This is a genomic window from Streptococcus ovis DSM 16829 (assembly GCF_000380125.1).
GTDB classification, from domain to species: domain Bacteria; phylum Bacillota; class Bacilli; order Lactobacillales; family Streptococcaceae; genus Streptococcus; species Streptococcus ovis.
The window spans coordinates 15,903-35,271 of sequence record NZ_KB904565.1; the positions used below are offsets into that span (position 1 = coordinate 15,903).

The following is a 19,369-nucleotide window of genomic DNA, read 5'->3' on the forward strand; positions in this document are numbered from 1 at the left end:
ATAAATTTTTCCACATTGTGGAAGGAAGTTTTCCACAGAATGTGAATAACATCTATACTCTGATGAAATCAAAGCTTTTTAGAAATATTTCCTGTGTATAAATCCGTTTATAATTTTTTCCTATTCACAGTTGTTTTTTAGACTGTGGATAATTTTCTCATACTCTTCTATATTTTTGAAATCAATTTGAATAGTACCTGTTCCATTTTTATGCTCTGTAATATGAATAGGAAGGCCAAGCATTTTTTTTAATCGTTTTTCTTCTTCTAGCAGAAAAGAATTTTGTACGGTGTTTCTTTTCTTTTTGGGAGCAGAAAGTTCTTTTTCAAGTGTTCGTACACTCAGTTCATTTTGAATAATATGTGCTAGCCACTTTTCTTGTTTTTCAGCTGAATAAGAGATGAGTAGGCGCGCGTGCCCCTGTGAAATCTGTCCATTTTTAATCGCTGTTTGAACAGGTTGTGATAAATTCAATAAACGCAGAGAATTTGTGATGTATGGACGGGATTTTCCCATAATATGTGCGATTTCTTCGTGAGTTAGGCCAGTTTCAATCAATTTTTTATAGGATTGGGCCTCTTCTATTGGATTTAAATCTGCACGTTGGAGATTTTCAATAATGGACTGGTAGCGCATCTCATCATCTGATAAGTTTTTGACAAGGACTGGTACTTCGTCTAATCCAGCTATTTGGCTTGCTCGGAGTCGTCTTTCTCCAGCTAGCAATTCATAACCTACAATAGAAGATTTTCTGACAATTAAAGGTTGAATAATACCATTTTCTTTGATGGATTGAGCCAATTCTTCCAATTTCAGTTGATTGAATTCTTGTCGAGGCTGATAAGGATTAGCAATGATTTGAGAAAGGGGGATATATTTAAATTCTTCCATGGCCTTATTTTAACAAAAAAAAACTAGCTTTACAATGTTGTAAAGCTAGTCAGATTGAAGACAAAGTCCTTAGAGCACATGTTTCTAAGGGCTTTTTAGTTGAAATAGGAGTATACTAAAAGAAAAGGCTTTGTGAGGAAGCGTTATGTTTCATAAGGAAAATCCTAACTATAATCGTCGACAAGTTGGTTTTTATGCCCTCGAAGAACTGGTGTCTGAGGATCATTTCCTGCGTCAGGTAGATGTTATCATCGACTTTTCCTTTATCTATGACTTAGTCGAAGATAGCTACTGCTTGGATAATGGTCGCCCTAGTTTAGATCCTGTCTTATTGGTTAAAATCCCTCTCCTGCAATGTTTCTATGGGATTCACTCCATGCGTCAGACCATAAAAGAGATTCAAGTTAACGTCGCTTATCGTTGGTTCTTGGGGCTATCTTTAGATGATCGGGTGCCTCATTTTACAACCTATGGAAAGAACTATACAAGACGTTTCCAAGAAAAGGCTCTCATTGAATACATCTTTAGGCATGTCCTACAACAAGCAGTAACCGCTGGCTTGGTAGACCCTTCTGAGATTTTCGTAGACGGCACTCATCTCACAGCAGCGGCCAATAATCGAAAATACCAGAACCAAGTCATAGCTCATCAGGCAGCCTTCATGAGTGAACAACTAGCGGTTGAAATCAAGCAGGATTGGAAGAAACACGCAAAAAAAGCCCTCTTTGCCAAGATTGAACCTTTCAAGCCTCAGGTCATTATCGCTGACTCTGGTTACAAGAATCCAAGCATCGCTAAGTTTTTATTGGATAAGGCTATTCCCCCTTTGTTTCCATATACTAGGCCAAGAGGAAAGAAGGGGATGTTACGACCGAACGCCTTTGTTTAGGATGTTTACTATGATTGTTATCTTTGCCCAGAGAATCAGGTTCTACCGTATCGCATAACGACTCGAGAGGGTTACCGTGAATATAAGAGTGATTCTAAGCATTGTCAGACCTGTCCCTTACTAAGCATCTGCACCCAAAATAAAGATCATCAGAAGACCGTCACACGACATATCTGGAAGAATTATCTTGAAACCTGTGAGGACATCCGTCACCAAAAAGGGATGAGGGAGCGGTATCAGAAACGTAAAGAGACGATTGAGAGGCTCTTTGGCACGGCTAAAGAATACCACAACCTTAGATACACACGAGAGAGAGGCAAGTCCAAAATAGAAAACAAGGTTGGGCTGACTTTGGCATACTTAAATATCAAAAAATTGGTAAAACGATTGGCGGGAAGGCCTTTTTATTTTGCCGAAAATAGGGTTATCAGTCAGATTTTTTCAACCCGTACACACTTTTTGTTCAAAATACAAGAAAAGACAAACTCCAAAATGAAGTTTGTCTTCGGTCTGCTAGAGGCTGGGACAAACTCTGAACAATAAAACAAAAAACGAACAAAGGCTATCTCCTATATATCTAAAGAGTATCTTTGTTCGTTTTTATGTACATTTTATTAGAAAAGTAGATTTATTGGTATAGATTTTCTAACCTAAAAATCTTTTTGTCCCAGCCTCAGTTTGACAGATTAAGATAAATCTTCAGTTGTATGGGTTAGTTTGATTTTTTCTGTGACTTCTTTCCCATTTCGTTGTACAGTTACTTCAATTGTATCTCCAATATCATTTTTGTACAATGCACTTTGTAAATCACTACTTGTTTTAATTTTTGTTCCATCAATAGCAGTAATGACATCGTACTGTTTCAAGATTCCTTCTGCTGGTAAACCAGATTCAGTAGAAACAACTAATACACCACTGGTAATTTTGCTATCAACACCTGCTCGTTCTAATTGACTAGAAGACAAATCGGAAATATTGGCCATACGGATACCAAGAGCAGGACGAATTACTTTTCCATCTTTTTCTAATTTCGCAATGATAGAAACAGCATCGTTAGAAGGAATAGCAAAACTCATACCTTCTACAGAGACACTTGACGTTGCTCCAAAGGAAGTAATTTTACTAGATGTAATGCCAATGACTTGACCTTGAATATTAATGAGAGGCCCACCTGAGTTACCTGGATTGACTGCTGTATCTGTTTGGATAGCATTTGTTGAGACTGTTTCACCATCTTTTGATTTTGATGTAACATTTCGACTGAGACTTGAAACAATTCCTTGAGTGACGGAGTTAGCATAATTAGCACCGAGCGGACTACCAATAGCGATAGCTACTTCTCCTACATTAATAGAATCTGAATTAGCAAATTCTGCAACTGTCGGTACCTTATCTGCTGCAATTTTTAAAACAGCAATATCTGAATATGTATCGGAACCGACTAATTCAGCTTTGACTTTTTCTCCAGAATAGAGTTGGATTTCAATTTCTTTTGCGTCTGCCACTACATGGGTGTTAGTTACTATGTAGGCATATTTGCCATCTTTTTTGTAAATGACACCAGATCCCTCACCAGCTAATTGTAATTCATTAGACTCTGTAGATGTTTCACCGAAAATGGAATTAAGCTGATTTGTTGAAGTTTGATAATTCATGACAGAAACAACTGCTTCTTGAACTTTTTTTACTGCCTCAGTTGTTGAAGTCTGATTGTCATAAGAGACAGAACTAACATTTGTTTGATTAGAATCTGTTTTTGTGGAAGAATTTGTCTGGGTTTGAGAATTAGCATTTGTTACAAAAGAAGAGACAAGATTTCCTGCCACTCCTCCTAAAAAACCGAGTAATAGGATAAGAGACAATTTTACAATTTTTTTCATGAGTACCCCTTTTTTATTTGTGTTATTGTTAACTGTATTGTAATTTTTTTTTCTTAATTATAACTTAAATTTTTCAAAAAATAATCCACAAACTGTGGATAACTTTTAAAACAATGTGCAAAAACCCTGATTTTTAAGTCAAAATTAGAAAAATGTATGTTGATTCCCTTGTGGATATGATACAATATTTTTATGAAAATTAAAATGATAACAGTCGGAAAATTGAAAGAAAAATATTTAAAAGAGGGAATTGCAGAATACAGCAAACGGCTGACACGGTTTACAAAGTTGGAGATTGTCGAATTAGCTGATGAAAAAACACCTGATCAGGCGTCAGATGCTGAAAATCAAAAAATCCTAGAGAAAGAAGCGGATAGGATTCTTTCTAAAATAGGAGAACGTGAATTTGTAATCGCACTGGCTATCGAGGGGAAACAATTTCCATCTGAACTATTTGCCAAGATGCTGCAAGAGACGACTGTAAAAGGTTTTTCAGATATTACATTTGTGATTGGTGGCAGTTTGGGACTGGCACCATCAGTGAAACAAAGAGCAAATTTACTAATGAGTTTTGGGCAGTTTACCCTTCCTCATCAGTTGATGCGCCTCGTTTTGATAGAACAGATATATCGAGCATTTATGATTCAACAAGGAAGTCCTTATCATAAATAGTTTCATGTGAAACAATGGGAGAATAAACATGTCACGAAAAAAACATTATCGAGTATTTGAAGGTTTGCGAGTAGCGACCTTTCTTACATTTATTAGTGGTTATTTGAATGCTTTTACTTTTGTTACACAGGGAGGACGGTTTGCTGGTGTACAATCTGGAAATGTGATTTCTTGGGCTTATTATTTAGCTCTAGGAGACTTGAATCAGGTTTTTAATTTTACAATTCCTATTTTATTTTTTGTTTTAGGACAATTCTTTACTTATTTAGCACGGAAATGGTTTTTAAAAAGTCCTTATTCTTGGCATTTTGGCAGTAGTGTCATGATGACGATTTTAGTTATCTTAGCTGTTATTCTAACCCCTGTTTTTCCAAATGGCTTTACAATGGCGATATTAGCGTTTGTAGCTTCTATCCAAGTGGAGACCTTCCGAAAATTAAGAGGGGCTTCTTATGCCAATGTGATGATGACAGGAAATGTAAAAAATGCTGCCTATCTTTGGTTCATGGGAATGATGGAAAAGGATAAGGATTTACAAAAAAGAGGAAGAAATATCTTTTTTATTATCTTAAGCTTTATGTTTGGAGTGATTATTTCAACAAGACTTTCTTTATTATTAGGTGAGTATGCTCTTTCTTTTGTTCTGATTCCTTTACTTTATATTAATATTCAATTATGGTATGAAAAAAAGTCTTAGGAAAACCTAAGACTGTTATGATTCCAGCAGGATTCGAACCTGCGACCGTTCGCTTAGAAGGCGAATGCTCTATCCAGCTGAGCTATGGAACCACGCTCTAACCATTTTATTCTAACGCAAAGATTACTGAATGTCAAGAAACAAAAAGTCTTGACAAAGTATCCAATCTATATTATACTAAGAAATGTCTTATTTGGTCCGTTGGTCAAGGGGTTAAGACACCGCCTTTTCACGGCGGTAACACGGGTTCGAATCCCGTACGGACTATATCATCCGCCATAGCTCAGTTGGTAGAGCGCATGACTGTTAATCATGATGTCACAGGTTCGAGCCCTGTTGGCGGAGTAGAGGAGCATCTTAAGGGTGCTTTTTTTATTATGTACACAAAACAGACTGAAATCCAGTCTGTTTTGTGTATTTATGACTTTTCTATTCTTCTTGAGAAAGTCTTCAGTCTTTTTTGTTTTACAAGATAATAGAAAGTGTATAATAGAATGCCTGAAGGAAATAAAACCATTCCAATTTTTAATCCTTGGGGTATGAATGTCATTTTTATGGTCCCTTTTCCGGCTTTGACATCTATCTTCATAAAACCTTTTTGAGCCCGCTGTATACTTATTTTTTCTCCATTTTGACTAGCAGTCCACCCTTTATCAAAGGGCAAGGTAACAAATATAGATGACTCTTTAGCGGTATCATAATGTATACTAACCGTATTTGCTTTTGTTTTGACCAATATAGATTTGTGCTTCAAAATATCAACTGCTTGTTGAAATGACTGAGTATTTAAACGATAAAATACTGGCGCATCAAACGAAACTTGACGATTTCCTGGGAAACTGATAGTTAGATTGATTTCTTTTTCCTGATTAAAATAGCCAGCATCAAAAAATGAAAATGCATTATCAGTTGTAAAGATTGTTGACACATTGTTGACAGTCAATTGTACATCATTACTATGTTCATTTGTAAGAGAAATATTGGGAATACTCACGTAAAGTTGAGTATTTGCAGGAACAGTTAAATTGTAATGAACACGTGCAACCTCATCACCTTCTGCAGCATTAACAGTAACTCGGTTATTTAATACTGTACCGTTTTTAAAAGATGTCGGATTGAGTTTAGAATAATAATTTAAGTGAAGTCCAGTTAACTGATTTAAAAAGCTAGTCTGATTATCTAATGTCAAATTTGAGAAATTGACATCATTGTAAACTCCCTCGGTTAACAGTGCCAGCTGATTGCTATTAGCATTTTGATATAGGTGAAGGTCATCAATTGTTTTTACAGAGCTAAACCCGTATTTTGATAATTCTGAGTTTGTGATGTTGTACTTAATAGCAAATAAACTATCTGCCAGTAGGGTATTATTTTGATAGCGTAAATTTAAATTGGTACCGTCCGAACGAAAACCTAATTTATCTAATGTAGAACTGGATGAACGATTCCGAATAGATGAAAATTGTGAAATACCGTTATAATTGCATTTCATGCTGTCGTTTCCTGTTTGAGGTTGTAGTTGTTCCATTCGATAGAAAGCAGTTGTGAGTTTTTTAGAATACTTTACAATTCTGTCAATCTCTGTCAATTGCTGATCGTAATTGAAACGACTTGGAAAATTCCATTCATTTCCTAGGCCATTTATCTGATAACTTGTATGGATAGATAATTCAACTAATACAAATCCCAAACTTACTAATGAGAAAATTGGAAGAGTGAGTCTATTTTTTATAAAGAGAAACCAAAGAATGAAATAGGCTAGTAGAAATTCAATAGTAAGGAAAAAATGGATATTTTCTAAAAATGAATAGTGATCCTTGAAGAGAAAGGTTGCAGAAAAACCAACTAACATAAACAAAAAAATGAGAACAACAGAAAGACTTTTAATCTCTCTGATTCGTACTAACGTTTCAGCGGCTATATAAATAACTATAGTTGAAAAAATCCAGGCATAGCGATGGAGAAACATATTTGGAGCATGCATCCCCTGCCAAAATAAATCCAGTGGTTCTAAGTAAAAACTTGCAATTAGAAATGTAATCAATCCTATATGAGTCAATTTTACTTTCCAGTTGATTGACGATATTGTAAAGAAGAGAAGTGTCAATACCAGTGGAATAAGCCCAACATAAATCATAGGGATAGCTCCAAATTTAGTCGTATCGTAACTCCCAATTAAGTTTTTAGCAAACAAATCAAGATACCAAGAATTTTCAGTTTTAAACTTGACAACATCTGTAAAGGTTTCACCATGTGTTTGTAAATCAAGAATGGTTGGAAGGAGCATAATCATACTGGATAAGGTTGCACAAATTGACACAATTGTAAAATCAATAAATCTTTTGATTCTTTTTTTAAAATCCCAAGAAATGATGACCAAGGCCCAACATACTAAAAAGACAGCAGACATATACCCAAAATAATAATTTTGAATAAAGAGAACCATCAAGGATAAAAAATACAAGATTGATTTTTCTTGGACGATTAATCGATATAACCCTAATAAAATGAGTGGAATTAGGATAAATACATCTAACCAAATGTTAATTTCCAATTGACTGGTAGCAAAACTCATTAGTGCAAAGCTAGTAGATAAAATCAGGATGAACCACCGATGTAAAGTTTTGTAAATGGAAGAAAGGCTAAATGAGCTTGACAGTCCTATCAATCCAAACTTGACAATGGTTAACAAGTACATAGCATCCGGCATAGACTTTACATCAAAGAAAAATACGAATGGTGATAGGAAGGAACCTAGATAGTAAGAGGATAGGGCATAAAAATTCAAGCCAAGACCACTAGTAAAAGTATACAATAGTGAACCATCACCATGTAAAGCATTTCGTAATACTTGATTAAAAATAACATATTGATGAAAACTATCACTAGCTAGGATGCTGGTGTCACCTCCCCACCAAATTCCTTTTAAAGCTAAGAGTATTGTTATGATTGCAAATGGCAGCAAAAAACCTAGACTAAGTGTCATAATTTGCTGGCGATAGTGTTGTAAATGTTTCATATCATTTTATTTGAAAGAAAAGGCGATTGAGGTCGCCTTTGCTTATTATTTCCAAAGTTCTTGTACTTTTGCTTGTACTTCACTGTTTTCTAAGAATTCATCATACGTTTCATCAATACGGTCAATAACACCATTTTTGGAAATAACGATGATGTGATTTGCCAAAGTTTGTATAAATTCATGGTCATGGCTAGCAAAGATTAGCGATTCCTTAAAGTTTTTTAGACCATCATTTAAACTAGAAATTGATTCTAAATCCAAGTGATTTGTTGGATCATCTAAGATTAGGACATTTGACTTGAGGAGCATGAGTTTTGATAGCATCACGCGCACTTTTTCGCCACCTGACAAGACATTGACAGACTTGTAAACTTCATCACCAGAAAAGAGCATACGGCCTAAGAAACCACGCAAGAAAGTATCGTCATCTTCACCTTTTTCAGCAAATTGACGAAGCCAATCTAGGATAGATTCTCCACTTGCAAAATCACGGCTATTATCTTTTGGCAGATAGGATTGGCTAGTTGTTACGCCCCATTTAATCGTTCCTTCATATTCAATATCTCCCATCAATGCTCGAATGAGCGCTGTAGTCTGAATATCATTTTGTCCGATAAGCGCAGTCTTATCGCCTGGACGAAGGATGAAACTAATATTTTCTAGAATTGTTTCTCCATCCATGACCACTTTCAAGTTTTCAACACGGAGTAAATCATTACCGATTTCACGCCCAGCTGCAAAGTTGATAAATGGATATTTTCGACTTGATGGTACAATTTCTTCCAATTCAATTTTATCCAGCATTTTTTTACGGGATGTTGCTTGTTTTGACTTGGATGCGTTAGCAGAGAAACGTGCAATAAAGTCTTGTAACTCTTTAATTTTTTCTTCTGCTTTAGCATTGCGGTCAGCTTGTAAACGTGCAGCCAATTCGGATGATTGCTTCCAGAAATCGTAGTTTCCGACATAGAGTTTGATTTTACCAAAGTCTAGGTCAGCCATATGCGTACACACTTTATTCAAGAAGTGACGGTCATGAGATACAACGATCACTGTATTTTCAAAGTCAATCAGGAAATTCTCCAACCAAGTGATTGATTGAATATCCAAACCATTGGTTGGCTCGTCTAAAAGAAGAACATCTGGTTTACCAAACAAAGCTTTAGCAAGAAGGACTTTTACCTTGTCCCCATTTGTTAGTTCACTCATATTTTGGTAGTGGAGTTCTTCAGGGATATAGAGGTTTTGTAAGAGCTGAGAGGCTTCACTTTCAGCTTCCCAGCCGCCAAGTTCAGCAAACTCCCCTTCTAATTCAGCAGCGCGAACACCATCTTCATCAGAAAAATCTTCTTTCATGTAAATGGCATCTTTTTCTTTCATGATGTTGTAAAGTTTCTCATTTCCCATGATAACAACATCAATCACTCGTTCATCTTCGTAGTCAAAGTGGTTTTGGCGAAGAACAGAAAGACGTTCGTCAGGTCCTAGAGTGATATGCCCAGTTGTTGGTTCAATATCACCTGCTAAAATTTTAAGGAACGTTGATTTTCCGGCACCGTTAGCACCGATGAGACCATAGGTATTTCCTTCTGTAAATTTGATATTAACATCGTCAAATAATTTGCGATCGCTGAAACGAAGCGATACATCAGAAACTGTAAGCATATTTTCTCCTAAGTGTTTTGTTTAAAGAGGATGTTTGCCATCCTCTTTTGTGTATATTTCATTATTACTATTTTACTAGAAAATTAGTGATTTTTCAATGTTACTACATTGGAAGTAGGATATCCTCATCCAATTTATAATTCTTTTGCAAACTGAATCCTCTTCCACGAACTTGGGTAGCAGGCATTACAATAATAAAGGCTGTGTCATCAATATTTAAAATCTCATTTTCAATATGTTGTAATTCAGGACGTGAGAGAATAGTCATCAGCATCCGTTTTTCTTTACCAGTGTAGCCACCTAAAATTGGAAACTCAGTAACACCACGGTCTGCCACAGTTGTAATATATTCCTTAATAGCTTGATGTTTCTGAGAAATAACCATAATATTTCTTAGTGAATCTGAGCCCGCCATCATGAGGTTAATAATATAAGTGATAGTGATTAAAGAAATAATTGAATATAAAACTGTATCTGTATCAAATGCGAGAAAACCAATTGTTACAATCAATCCATCCACAAGTCCAACTAGTAACCCAAAAGGAAGCGGTGTGTATTTATTGAGAACCTGTACGATAATACCAGTTCCCCCAGTTGACGAATTTCCTAGAAAGACTAGTCCTATACCAAAACCAGTAACAATTGCCCCAAAGATTGCAGCTAGAAGAGGATTGTGGGTAACAGTTGGGAGTGTATCCGTCAAATTAATAAAAATCGGGTAAATCCAAGAACCGTAAAGTGTTTTAAAGAAAACAGATTTTCCTAGAAAAAACCAACAGATTATCAAGAGAGGAATATTGATATAAAGAACAAATAAAGAAGGATTCCATCCTAAAAGTTCTTTTAAACTAATGGCAAGCCCTCCGACCCCTCCAGAAGCAATTTTATTTTCAACAAACATGGTATTATAGCCTATAGAAGCTATAAACGAACCAAGTGTCACAAAAGAAAGGTCTTTTATTTTATTTTTTAACATTTTTCATTCCTCCATTCTCAATATTGTATACTCCATATTATCGCTGAATATGCGCTAGGCGTCAAGTAGAAATGACTTGACTTTCTCCTTTAAAAATTTTACAATGAATAGGAATCAGAAAGAGTAGTTCCAAACTAATTTTTAGAGAGTTGGTGGTAGCTGTAAACCAATAATTAGTGGGATGAAATGGGCTGATGTTTCATGTGAAACAAACCAATAAGTTTCAGGAGTGGTACCCCTTATCGTACTACGAAGATGACAATGGTGTAAAGTGAATGTCAACACATTGTCAATTGAGGTGGTACCGCGTATCAAATGATCATGCCCTCACGCTATTTTAGCGTGGGGTTTTTATTTTTAGGCAGAGAATCATATCGATATAGGATTACTATTTAATAAAAGAAGATTAATGTAAAAAAATTGACAATTCTGTCAATTTTATGTAAAGGAGAAAAAATGACAAAACCAATTATTTTAACAGGAGACCGTCCAACTGGAAAATTGCACTTAGGTCACTATGTAGGAAGTTTGAAAAATCGCGTTCTTTTGCAGAACGAGGACAAATACAAGATGTTTGTTTTCTTAGCAGACCAACAAGCTCTTACCGACCATGCTAAAGAATCAGCTGCCATCAGAGAGTCTATTGGTAATGTTGCTTTAGACTACTTGTCAGTTGGTCTTGACCCAGCTAAGTCAACCATTTTTATCCAAAGCCAGATTCCTGAGCTAGCAGAATTGACCATGTACTATATGAATTTGGTTTCTTTGGCGCGCTTGGAGCGCAATCCTACCGTAAAAACTGAGATTGCTCAAAAAGGTTTCGGAGAATCAATCCCAACAGGCTTCTTGGTTTATCCTATTTCACAGGCAGCGGATATCACAGCCTTTAAAGCAAATTTCGTTCCTGTTGGGAATGACCAAAAGCCTATGATTGAGCAAACACGAGAGATTGCTCGTAGCTTCAATCATACCTATAACTGTGATGTTTTGGTAGAGCCAGAAGGAATTTATCCTACTAATGAGAAAGCAGGTCGTCTGCCAGGACTTGATGGCAATGCCAAGATGTCTAAATCACTTGGAAATGGTATCTATCTATCGGATGATGCAGATACGGTTCGTAAGAAAGTCATGAGCATGTATACTGATCCTAACCATATCCGAGTTGAAGATCCAGGGAAAATTGAAGGAAACATGGTTTTCCATTATCTTGATATCTTCGGTCGCGAGGAAGATCGAGTTGAAATTGAAGCGATGAAAGATCATTACCAGCGAGGTGGTTTGGGAGACGTGAAAACGAAGCGCTATTTACTTGACATCTTAGAACGTGAACTAGCTCCAATTCGTGAACGACGTTTGGAATATGCCAAAGACATGGGAGAAGTGTTTGCTATGCTAAAAAGAGGCAGTGAGGATGCGCGTGTCGCTGCCAGTCAGACACTTTCTGAGGTGAAAGAAGCTATGGGAATTTGCTATTTTTAAGATAGTAAAGAGGTTTAGACCAAACTTTGGATGCTAAAATAAAAAACGAACAAAGATTATCTCTTCTATTTTGAAAGAGAGTCTCTGTTCGTTTTTATATACAATTTATTAGAAAATCAGATGGGATTATAGATTTTCTAAGCTAAAAATCCTTTTGTTTTTGAAACCTTATGAAGAAAATCTACGACTATGCTCATCGATGTTTGTTATAAATAGTTCTCATTTTTAATGCTTTTTGTTTAGTAACAACTATAGGAATATTAATTAATGTAGTTACGATTAATTTACATTGTTTGTCAATATAGTTGATAAATAGTGTAAATGTTGTAAACTTTATTTCGTATAATTTATCTATTCGAATGATGGAAGAGGTTATTAAACACCAAGCAACAGATTGTGTTCTCAAATTGATAGGAAATTTTTGCTTATGACAAGACCCTATTCTTAAGACTACTAACGGAGACCATCACAGGTTGATTTTTAATGTTTGCCAAGATTAAACTTTCTAAAAACGTACAAAAATATCTTTAAAACTTAAAACAGTCGTGATATCAAATTAATCAAAATAAATGTAGCAAATTACAGATATTTTATTCGGTTTTAGTTGACAAATCATATGAAAATGGTATGATAAATAAACAAAATCCCTATTATGTAGAAAAGAGGAATGTTAAATGTCAAATTGGGACACTAAATTTTTGAAAAAAGGTTTTACCTTTGATGATGTATTGTTGATTCCAGCAGAGAGTCACGTATTGCCAAATGATGTCAATTTACAGACAAAATTGGCCAAGAATTTGACATTAAATATTCCAATCATTACTGCGGCTATGGACACTGTTACGGATAGCAAGATGGCAATTGCCATTGCTCGTGCCGGTGGTCTTGGTGTTATTCACAAAAACATGTCAATTGCTGAACAGGCCGAAGAAGTTCGTAAGGTAAAACGTTCAGAGAATGGTGTGATTATTGATCCATTTTTCTTAACACCAAATCATAAAGTTCATGAAGCAGAAGAGTTGATGCAGCGCTATCGTATTTCAGGTGTGCCGATTGTTGAAACTCTTGAAAATCGTAAATTGGTTGGTATTATTACGAACCGTGATATGCGATTTATCTCAGATTACGATGCACCGCTTTCTGCTCATATGACCAGTGATGAATTGGTAACAGCACCAGTTGGAACAGATCTTGCAACAGCTGAAAAAATTCTTCATGAACACCGCATCGAGAAATTACCTTTGGTAGATGCAAATGGTCGTTTAGCTGGTTTGATTACCATCAAAGATATTGAAAAAGTAATCGAATTTCCAAATGCTGCTAAGGATGAATTTGGACGCTTGTTAGTTGCAGGTGCTGTCGGTGTCACGTCAGATACATTTGAACGTGCTGAAGCCCTTTTCGAAGCCGGAGCTGATGCGATTGTGATTGATACTGCACATGGTCATTCAGCTGGTGTATTACGTAAAATTGCTGAAATTCGTGCTCACTTCCCTGATCGTACTTTGATTGCTGGAAATATTGCAACAGCTTCTGGTGCTCGTGCTCTTTATGATGCAGGTGTAGACGTTGTTAAGGTTGGTATTGGACCAGGATCTATCTGTACAACCCGTGTAATCGCTGGTGTGGGTGTACCACAGGTAACAGCTATCTATGATGCAGCTGCAGTTGCGCGTGAATATGGTAAAACGATTATTGCTGATGGTGGTATCAAGTATTCAGGTGACATTGTTAAGGCATTAGCAGCAGGTGGAAATGCAGTTATGCTTGGTTCTATGTTTGCAGGTACAGATGAAGCACCTGGTGAGACAGAAATTTTCCAGGGTCGTAAGTTTAAAACCTATCGTGGTATGGGGTCTATCGCTGCTATGAAGAAAGGTTCTAGCGATCGCTACTTCCAAGGTTCTGTCAACGAAGCCAATAAACTTGTTCCAGAAGGTATTGAAGGACGCGTGGCCTACAAAGGTGCAGCAGCCGATATTGTCTTCCAAATGCTTGGAGGTATCCGTTCAGGTATGGGGTATGTTGGTGCAGCAAACTTACAAGAACTACATGATAATGCACAATTTATCGAGATGTCAGGAGCTGGTTTGAAAGAAAGTCATCCTCACGATGTACAAATTACAAATGAAGCACCGAACTATTCTGTTCAATAATAACAAAAAGAGCACTTTGATGGTGCTCTTTTACACTTTTATCGCTCTTCTTCTATAATTTTCCCGTTGGTCACATGGAAAATTTTTAATTGTTCAGGAAGAGTATGTAAATGGTTTAATGATGTAGTAGTGATAAAAGTTTGAATTTTTTCAGAAATCGTTTCTAATAATTGTATTTGACGATTGTTGTCTAACTCACTCATAACATCATCTAGGAGTAAAATTGGATATTCACGTGTCATTTCTTTCATTAATTCGATTTCAGCTAATTTAAGGGAGAGTACCAGACTACGGTGTTGTCCTTGACTTCCATAATGTGCATTGATGCCATTGATAAAAAAATGAATGTCATCTCGGTGAGGACCGACACCAGTATTTTTTTTGAAAAGATCACGTTTCTTACTTCTTTCCAACTCTGTCAAGAAATCGTCAACTAAGTTTACACCTTCTGTAAACTTCACTGAAGAGTCGTAAGAAAACGTTAACTGTTCTAAATGATGTGAAATATTGCTATGTTTTGTTTGTGCATAGTGCTCTAATTTTTTAAGAAACTCTATCCGATGATGAATGACCTTGCTTCCATATTCAGCTAGCTGTTGATCTAGAACAGATAAAAAAGTTAAATCAATTTTATCACTGCTTTTTAAATAGGTATTACGCTGTTTTAAAATATGATTATATTGTGAAAGGTCAGATAAGTAAATGGGTTTGATTTGTCCTAGTTCAACATCAATAAATTTACGACGGAGTGCAGGTCCTCCTTTAATTAGTTGTAAATCTTCAGGAGCAAAGAGAACGACATTCATATGTCCAATATAATCTGATAACCGAGATTGTTTCAGATGATTAATTTTGGTGATACGTCCATTTTCTGTCAACTCTATGTCAAGCGGAAGTTTACTAGAAGAGCGGTGAAGGATTCCATGTATAGTTACATTTTTTTGATTGAACTGGAGTAAATCTTTATCTGAACGAGTTCGATGACTTCTTGTTAGTGCCAAAAAATAAATACTCTCTAGGATATTTGTTTTTCCTTGGGCGTTTTGCCCTAAAAAGATATTCAGACCATTGTGAAATTTAAGATTCGCTTCTTCATAATTACGAAAATGTCGAATAGTTAAAGATTCTAGCCACATGTTAGGTACCTGGGAAACGTACAGGACGTTTCTTTGTTTCAGTAATTTGTTTCTTTGTCTTTGTCGTCTTTCTAAGATTCTGATTCATTTTTTTTACTAAAGCTGCAACCTGTTCTTTTTCTTGTAGATCTTCTTGACGCTGAATTTTTTCCTCTTCAGAAGGAGCAACTAGTGTAATGATCACTCCTTGAGCGGGGATTTCAATTCGGTCTCCAATCCGAATTTTTTTCCCTCTGCGCTCTTCTTTTTCACCATTAAAAAGAACCGTATGTTCAGCTAAGTAACTCTTAATTGCACCACCTGAGGGGAGGATTCCAGTTGTTTTGAGCAAAGATTGTAGTGTGATGTAGTCGTCAAATAATTTGTATTCCATGGTTTCACCTCTTTAGGGATAATTATATCATAAAATGGTATAATTAAGGTTATAATGTTTGAGCGAGGTATGCTATGCAGTTGCAAGAAGGAGTAAATTTACATTTTATTCCGACAGATAAATTTACAACAAATTACATCAAGATACGCTTTGCAGCACCCATGTCTAAAGAGACGGTCGCTGGTCGTGTTTTAGTCGCAAATATGATTGAAATGGCCAATCAAGACTATCCTAGTTCTCAAGATTTTCGTAAAAGGCTGGCAAATCTTTACGGAATGACATTTTCAACAAGTGTATCAAGACAAGGAAAGACTCATTTGGTTGACATCACGATTCAATATATTCGTGATGAATACGTCAAGGATGATATTTCATTGACAAAGCAAGTGTTGTACTTTATCCAGTCTGTTTTGTTTCACCCCTTAGCTACAAATCAGATGTTTGAGCAGCAACTATTCGATATTGAAAAGAAAAATTTACTCTCCTATCTAGAAGCAGAAGTAGAGGATAAGTTTTACCATGCTGATATAGAACTGAATCGTCTTTTTTTTGAGGATGAAGATCTAAAAGTCCCAAGAGTAGGGACACTGGAATTAGTTGAAAGAGAAACTCCAGCATCAACTTTTCAAGCTTTTCAAAATATGTTAAAGAAAGATAAAATTGATATTTTTATTGTGGGAAAAGTGGATGAGTCAATGGTTAGAGACTGTATGTTGGCTTGGGAATTTTCCTATCGACGACCGAAACTTCAATTTGATTATCAGCAGGATTTTTCGAACATCACACGTGAAAAAATCGAGAAGAATGTCTCCAGACAGTCAATCCTTGAATTAGCGTATCATTTACAATTGGTTTACAACTCTGTAAACTACTTTGCTTTATTGGTTTTTAATAATTTACTGGGTAGTGACTCTCACTCAAAATTATTTTTAAATGTACGTGAAAAGGAGGGGCTCGCCTATACAATTGGTAGTTCTTTGAATGCATCTTCTGGTTTTTTACGTGTCTATGCTGGCATTGATAAACAGGATAGAGTAAAGGTAATGCGATTGATCCGTAAGCAAATTCGAGATATGAAAACTGGTCGTTTTACAGATGAGGAGTTAGAGTTAACAAAGCAGATGTTGGTTCAATCAGCAACGATTACTCAAGATAAAGTTGTTACCTTGGTTGAACAAGAATACCGTCAAATGATTTATAAAGATCAACAACTAGACTTTGAAAATTGGGTAAAAGGGATTGACGCTATTCGAAAGGAAGATGTCATAAAGGTAGCTCAAAGGATTAAGTTGCAAGCAGTTTATTTTATGGAAGGAGTAGATTGATGAAACACAGCAATGGGTTAACAGAAAGCAACTATTTCTATTTAGAATCTCCTCTTTTTACAGGTAAATTGACAAATGGATTGACAGTATATTTACAGAACAGAAAAGATTTTCACGAAACATATGTGACTCTTTCGGTACATTTTGGTGCTGCACACACTCATTTAAAGTTGAATAATAGTTCAGAACTATCCACATATCCAGCTGGTGTTGCTCATTTTTTAGAACATAAGCTGTTCGAAGGAAAAAATGGGACCGATTTTCTACAAGAATTTTCAAAAATGGGAGCTTACGCGAATGCCTATACTGGTCTGTATCAAACGACCTATTTGTTTTCAACAACAGAAAACATCAGCACAGGGTTAATTTTGTTAAGGGATTTAGTTAAGGAATTGACAGTCTCAGAGGAGTCTGTTGAGCGCGAACGTGAAATTATTGGTCAAGAAATTGATATGTATTATGACGATCCTGACTCTCGCCTTTATGCAGAAATATTAGCTAGCTTATATCCTTCTACACCATTGGCAAACGATATAGCTGGTAGTCGATTCTCTATTCAAGAGATTTCACCAGATGTATTGCATGAGCAGTTTCGTTTGTTTTATCATCCTCAAAATATGGTGTTATTTGTAGTTGGTGATGTGGATATCACACAGATGTGGCAAGAGATTCAAACTATTTATTCTGATTGGCAAAATGAGAATTCACTACTAGAAGCAGTTCCGATGAGTCTCCAACCTGTCTTGGAACATCGAACAATAACTTTAGAAGTCGCTAGTCCTAAATTAGCTATTGGTATACGAGGAAAGGATGCGATTGCAAAAGAGGATTTATTCCGGTACCGTCTCTCTTTATCTTTATTATTTTCGATGTTATGTGGATGGACCTCTAAACGCTATCAAAATTTGTATCAACAAGGTAAAATTGATGCTTCGCTATCTTTTCATCTCGGTGTGAGTGAACAGGCACATTTTTGGGTATTGACAGTGGATACATCAGAACCAATTGCCTTGTCTAGCGTATTACGGAAAGCTATTCGACAATTCGAATCTGATCCAGATGTGAATGAGGAGCACTTAGCACTGGTTAAAAGAGAGGCATATGGTGATTTTTTAAGGGGGTTAAATTCCTTAGAAAACCTTGCAAGTAATTTTACTGCCTCTATTTTTGATTCAGGCTGTTTGTTTGATATACCTGATTTACTTGATGATATTGAGCTAGAAGAGATTATAGAGATAGGGCGACGATTTATTGGAAACTGTGATATGACTGATTTTACGATTTTTCCAAAATAATAGGGATTAATCATCGAAATTTCCTTGGAAATTTGTTACAATATTGTATTGAATATTAAGAATGTGAGAGAGGCATTATGAGGCAAAAAAGTATAGGAGAGGTTTTGCGAGATGCGCGTGAGAATCGTGGTTGGAACTTATCAGAAGTTCAACGAATGATTGGTGTGCAGACAAAGTATCTTCAGGCACTTGAATACAATGATTTTGAAGCAATTCCAGATAAGACCTACACACGTTCTTTTTTGCAACGTTATGCAGAAGTTTTAGAACTGGATGCTGCTGTCCTATTAGACGCATATGATACGAACCGTTTGGTCGTCTATTATGAGGTTGGAGAAGAGCCAGACTTTGAACTTGATTCTCGTCGAGCTGGAAAAGGAAAAAAACAAAAGAAGTCCTATTTACCATTGATTTATCTGTTGTTAGCAGCTATTCTCATTTTGGTTTTTGTCACCTATATTGTAGCTGAGCGCATCCAAAATCAAGCTATTCCTACTCCATCGTCTTCGTATAGTGTAGTGAAAAGTTCCACTGAATCATCTACAACTCCAGAAACAACAGTGAGTTCGACAACGACACCTAGCAGTGTAGAAGAACCAGCCACTGCATTAGCGGTTACTGGTGGTGGAGAAAACTTAGCTGTAACAGTTTCTGGGGCAGCTGATCCAATAGAAATTGTATTCTCAGTAACAGATGTGACGAGTTGGATTAGCTTGACAGATACAGACATCGCAGGCGGTGCAACGTTATCACCGGAGAATAACAAGGTAACCGTAACGATTCCTGAAGGTGTTACATCATCCACTTTGACACTTGGAGTGGTAAAAGGTGTTGCTGTTACAGTTGCAGGCAAGGAACTGGACACGTCACCATTAACTAGTCAGACTGGTTATATTACCTTTACATTTGAATAGAG

14 protein-coding genes, 3 tRNA genes, 1 pseudogene and 1 other annotated feature are annotated in these 19,369 nt (G+C 36.2%); of the genes and pseudogenes, 10 read left to right on the plus strand and 8 right to left on the minus strand.

The genetic code is table 11. The annotated features are described in order from the left end of the window. Nucleotides 1-120 precede the first annotated feature (120 nt). Nucleotides 121-891 (minus strand): ParB/RepB/Spo0J family partition protein, encoded by a 771-nt coding sequence (locus tag A3I9_RS0103410; protein WP_018377679.1) that lies wholly within the window; start codon nucleotides 889-891, stop codon nucleotides 121-123. A 145-nt stretch (nucleotides 892-1,036) separates the two neighbouring features. Here A3I9_RS0103410 and A3I9_RS13145 point away from each other — a divergent pair. After that, a pseudogene (locus A3I9_RS13145) lies at nucleotides 1,037-2,316 on the plus strand (transposase). Nucleotides 2,317-2,466: 150 nt separating this feature from the next. On the opposite strand, the gene A3I9_RS0103425 reads toward A3I9_RS13145, so the two are convergent. Beyond that, nucleotides 2,467-3,660, minus strand: coding sequence for a S1C family serine protease (locus tag A3I9_RS0103425; protein WP_018377682.1), 1,194 nt, complete (start codon nucleotides 3,658-3,660; stop codon nucleotides 2,467-2,469). 192 nt (nucleotides 3,661-3,852) lie between these two features. Here A3I9_RS0103425 and rlmH point away from each other — a divergent pair, with 192 nt between their 5' ends. Together rlmH and A3I9_RS0103435 are read left to right on the plus strand one after the other, a co-directional pair. Next, on the plus strand, nucleotides 3,853-4,332 hold the full coding sequence (gene rlmH, locus A3I9_RS0103430) for a 23S rRNA (pseudouridine(1915)-N(3))-methyltransferase RlmH (protein WP_026217310.1): 480 nt from the start codon (nucleotides 3,853-3,855) through the stop codon (nucleotides 4,330-4,332). Nucleotides 4,333-4,360: 28 nt separating this feature from the next. Beyond that, entirely contained in the window at nucleotides 4,361-5,029 is a 669-nt protein-coding gene (locus A3I9_RS0103435) for a YoaK family protein (RefSeq protein WP_018377684.1), read from the plus strand. A gap of 18 nt (nucleotides 5,030-5,047) precedes the next feature. Here the strand turns inward: A3I9_RS0103435 and A3I9_RS0103440 are convergent. Next, nucleotides 5,048-5,121: transfer RNA gene (locus tag A3I9_RS0103440), tRNA-Arg, on the minus strand. Nucleotides 5,122-5,224: 103 nt separating this feature from the next. Here A3I9_RS0103440 and A3I9_RS0103445 point away from each other — a divergent pair. Both A3I9_RS0103445 and A3I9_RS0103450 read left to right on the plus strand, forming a co-directional pair. Further along, a tRNA-Glu gene (locus A3I9_RS0103445) sits at nucleotides 5,225-5,296 on the plus strand. 5 nt (nucleotides 5,297-5,301) lie between these two features. Next, nucleotides 5,302-5,374: transfer RNA gene (locus A3I9_RS0103450), tRNA-Asn, on the plus strand. Nucleotides 5,375-5,447: 73 nt separating this feature from the next. On the opposite strand, the gene A3I9_RS0103455 is transcribed toward A3I9_RS0103450, so the two are convergent. From A3I9_RS0103455 to A3I9_RS0103465, 3 genes are all read right to left on the minus strand, one after another. Continuing rightward, nucleotides 5,448-8,048 (minus strand): YfhO family protein, encoded by a 2,601-nt coding sequence (locus A3I9_RS0103455; RefSeq protein ID WP_018377685.1) that lies wholly within the window; start codon nucleotides 8,046-8,048, stop codon nucleotides 5,448-5,450. 45 nt (nucleotides 8,049-8,093) lie between these two features. Continuing rightward, the gene (locus A3I9_RS0103460) at nucleotides 8,094-9,713 is read right to left on the minus strand and encodes an ABC-F family ATP-binding cassette domain-containing protein (RefSeq protein ID WP_018377686.1); all 1,620 of its coding nucleotides are present in this window, start codon (nucleotides 9,711-9,713) and stop codon (nucleotides 8,094-8,096) included. Between the two features lie 103 nt (nucleotides 9,714-9,816). Then, nucleotides 9,817-10,689 carry a YitT family protein gene (locus A3I9_RS0103465; RefSeq protein ID WP_018377687.1) on the minus strand — a complete coding sequence of 291 codons (873 nt, stop codon included), beginning with the start codon at nucleotides 10,687-10,689 and terminating at the stop codon, nucleotides 9,817-9,819. 100 nt (nucleotides 10,690-10,789) lie between these two features. Continuing rightward, nucleotides 10,790-11,021 (plus strand) — a binding site (T-box leader). 124 nt (nucleotides 11,022-11,145) lie between these two features. Here A3I9_RS0103465 and trpS point away from each other — a divergent pair. Both trpS and guaB read left to right on the plus strand, forming a co-directional pair. Further along, nucleotides 11,146-12,168, plus strand: a complete 1,023-nt coding sequence (gene trpS, locus A3I9_RS0103470; protein ID WP_018377688.1) for a tryptophan--tRNA ligase — start codon at nucleotides 11,146-11,148, stop codon at nucleotides 12,166-12,168. A 674-nt stretch (nucleotides 12,169-12,842) separates the two neighbouring features. Next, a complete protein-coding gene (gene guaB / locus A3I9_RS0103475; protein ID WP_018377689.1) occupies nucleotides 12,843-14,324 on the plus strand; it encodes an IMP dehydrogenase in 1,482 nt (493 codons plus the stop codon). A gap of 38 nt (nucleotides 14,325-14,362) precedes the next feature. Here the strand turns inward: guaB and recF are convergent, their stop codons facing one another. Together recF and yaaA are read right to left on the minus strand one after the other, a co-directional pair. Beyond that, nucleotides 14,363-15,460: a DNA replication/repair protein RecF gene (recF, locus tag A3I9_RS0103480; RefSeq protein WP_018377690.1), complete on the minus strand. Its 1,098-nt coding sequence runs from the start codon at nucleotides 15,458-15,460 to the stop codon at nucleotides 14,363-14,365. Nucleotide 15,461: 1 nt separating this feature from the next. Then, nucleotides 15,462-15,833 (minus strand): S4 domain-containing protein YaaA, encoded by a 372-nt coding sequence (gene yaaA / locus A3I9_RS0103485; protein WP_018377691.1) that lies wholly within the window; start codon nucleotides 15,831-15,833, stop codon nucleotides 15,462-15,464. Nucleotides 15,834-15,907: 74 nt separating this feature from the next. Here yaaA and yfmF point away from each other — a divergent pair, with 74 nt between their 5' ends. The 3 genes from yfmF (at nucleotide 15,908) to rodZ (ending at nucleotide 19,367) form a co-directional block, all read left to right on the plus strand. Beyond that, nucleotides 15,908-17,158: an EF-P 5-aminopentanol modification-associated protein YfmF gene (gene yfmF, locus A3I9_RS0103490; protein ID WP_018377692.1), complete on the plus strand. Its 1,251-nt coding sequence runs from the start codon at nucleotides 15,908-15,910 to the stop codon at nucleotides 17,156-17,158. Continuing rightward, on the plus strand, nucleotides 17,158-18,453 hold the full coding sequence (gene yfmH, locus A3I9_RS0103495; protein ID WP_018377693.1) for an EF-P 5-aminopentanol modification-associated protein YfmH: 1,296 nt from the start codon (nucleotides 17,158-17,160) through the stop codon (nucleotides 18,451-18,453). The genes yfmF and yfmH overlap by 1 nt, the downstream gene beginning before the upstream one ends. A 77-nt stretch (nucleotides 18,454-18,530) precedes the next feature. Beyond that, nucleotides 18,531-19,367, plus strand: coding sequence for a cytoskeleton protein RodZ (gene rodZ, locus A3I9_RS0103500; protein WP_026217311.1), 837 nt, complete (start codon nucleotides 18,531-18,533; stop codon nucleotides 19,365-19,367). Nucleotides 19,368-19,369 lie beyond the last annotated feature (2 nt).

Coding starts and splice junctions, on each gene's coding strand:
- A3I9_RS0103425 (WP_018377682.1), bottom strand. CDS start 3,660: ATGAAAAAAATTGTAAAATTGTCTCTTATCCTATTACTCGGTTTTTTA.
- A3I9_RS0103435 (WP_018377684.1), top strand. CDS start 4,361: ATGTCACGAAAAAAACATTATCGAGTATTTGAAGGTTTGCGAGTAGCG.
- A3I9_RS0103455 (WP_018377685.1), bottom strand. CDS start 8,048: ATGAAACATTTACAACACTATCGCCAGCAAATTATGACACTTAGTCTA.
- A3I9_RS0103460 (WP_018377686.1), bottom strand. CDS start 9,713: ATGCTTACAGTTTCTGATGTATCGCTTCGTTTCAGCGATCGCAAATTA.
- yfmH (WP_018377693.1), top strand. CDS start 17,158: ATGAAACACAGCAATGGGTTAACAGAAAGCAACTATTTCTATTTAGAA.
- A3I9_RS0103410 (WP_018377679.1), bottom strand. CDS start 891: ATGGAAGAATTTAAATATATCCCCCTTTCTCAAATCATTGCTAATCCT.
- yaaA (WP_018377691.1), bottom strand. CDS start 15,833: ATGGAATACAAATTATTTGACGACTACATCACACTACAATCTTTGCTC.
- guaB (WP_018377689.1), top strand. CDS start 12,843: ATGTCAAATTGGGACACTAAATTTTTGAAAAAAGGTTTTACCTTTGAT.
- rodZ (WP_026217311.1), top strand. CDS start 18,531: ATGAGGCAAAAAAGTATAGGAGAGGTTTTGCGAGATGCGCGTGAGAAT.
- yfmF (WP_018377692.1), top strand. CDS start 15,908: ATGCAGTTGCAAGAAGGAGTAAATTTACATTTTATTCCGACAGATAAA.
- A3I9_RS0103465 (WP_018377687.1), bottom strand. CDS start 10,689: ATGTTAAAAAATAAAATAAAAGACCTTTCTTTTGTGACACTTGGTTCG.
- trpS (WP_018377688.1), top strand. CDS start 11,146: ATGACAAAACCAATTATTTTAACAGGAGACCGTCCAACTGGAAAATTG.
- recF (WP_018377690.1), bottom strand. CDS start 15,460: ATGTGGCTAGAATCTTTAACTATTCGACATTTTCGTAATTATGAAGAA.
- rlmH (WP_026217310.1), top strand. CDS start 3,853: ATGAAAATTAAAATGATAACAGTCGGAAAATTGAAAGAAAAATATTTA.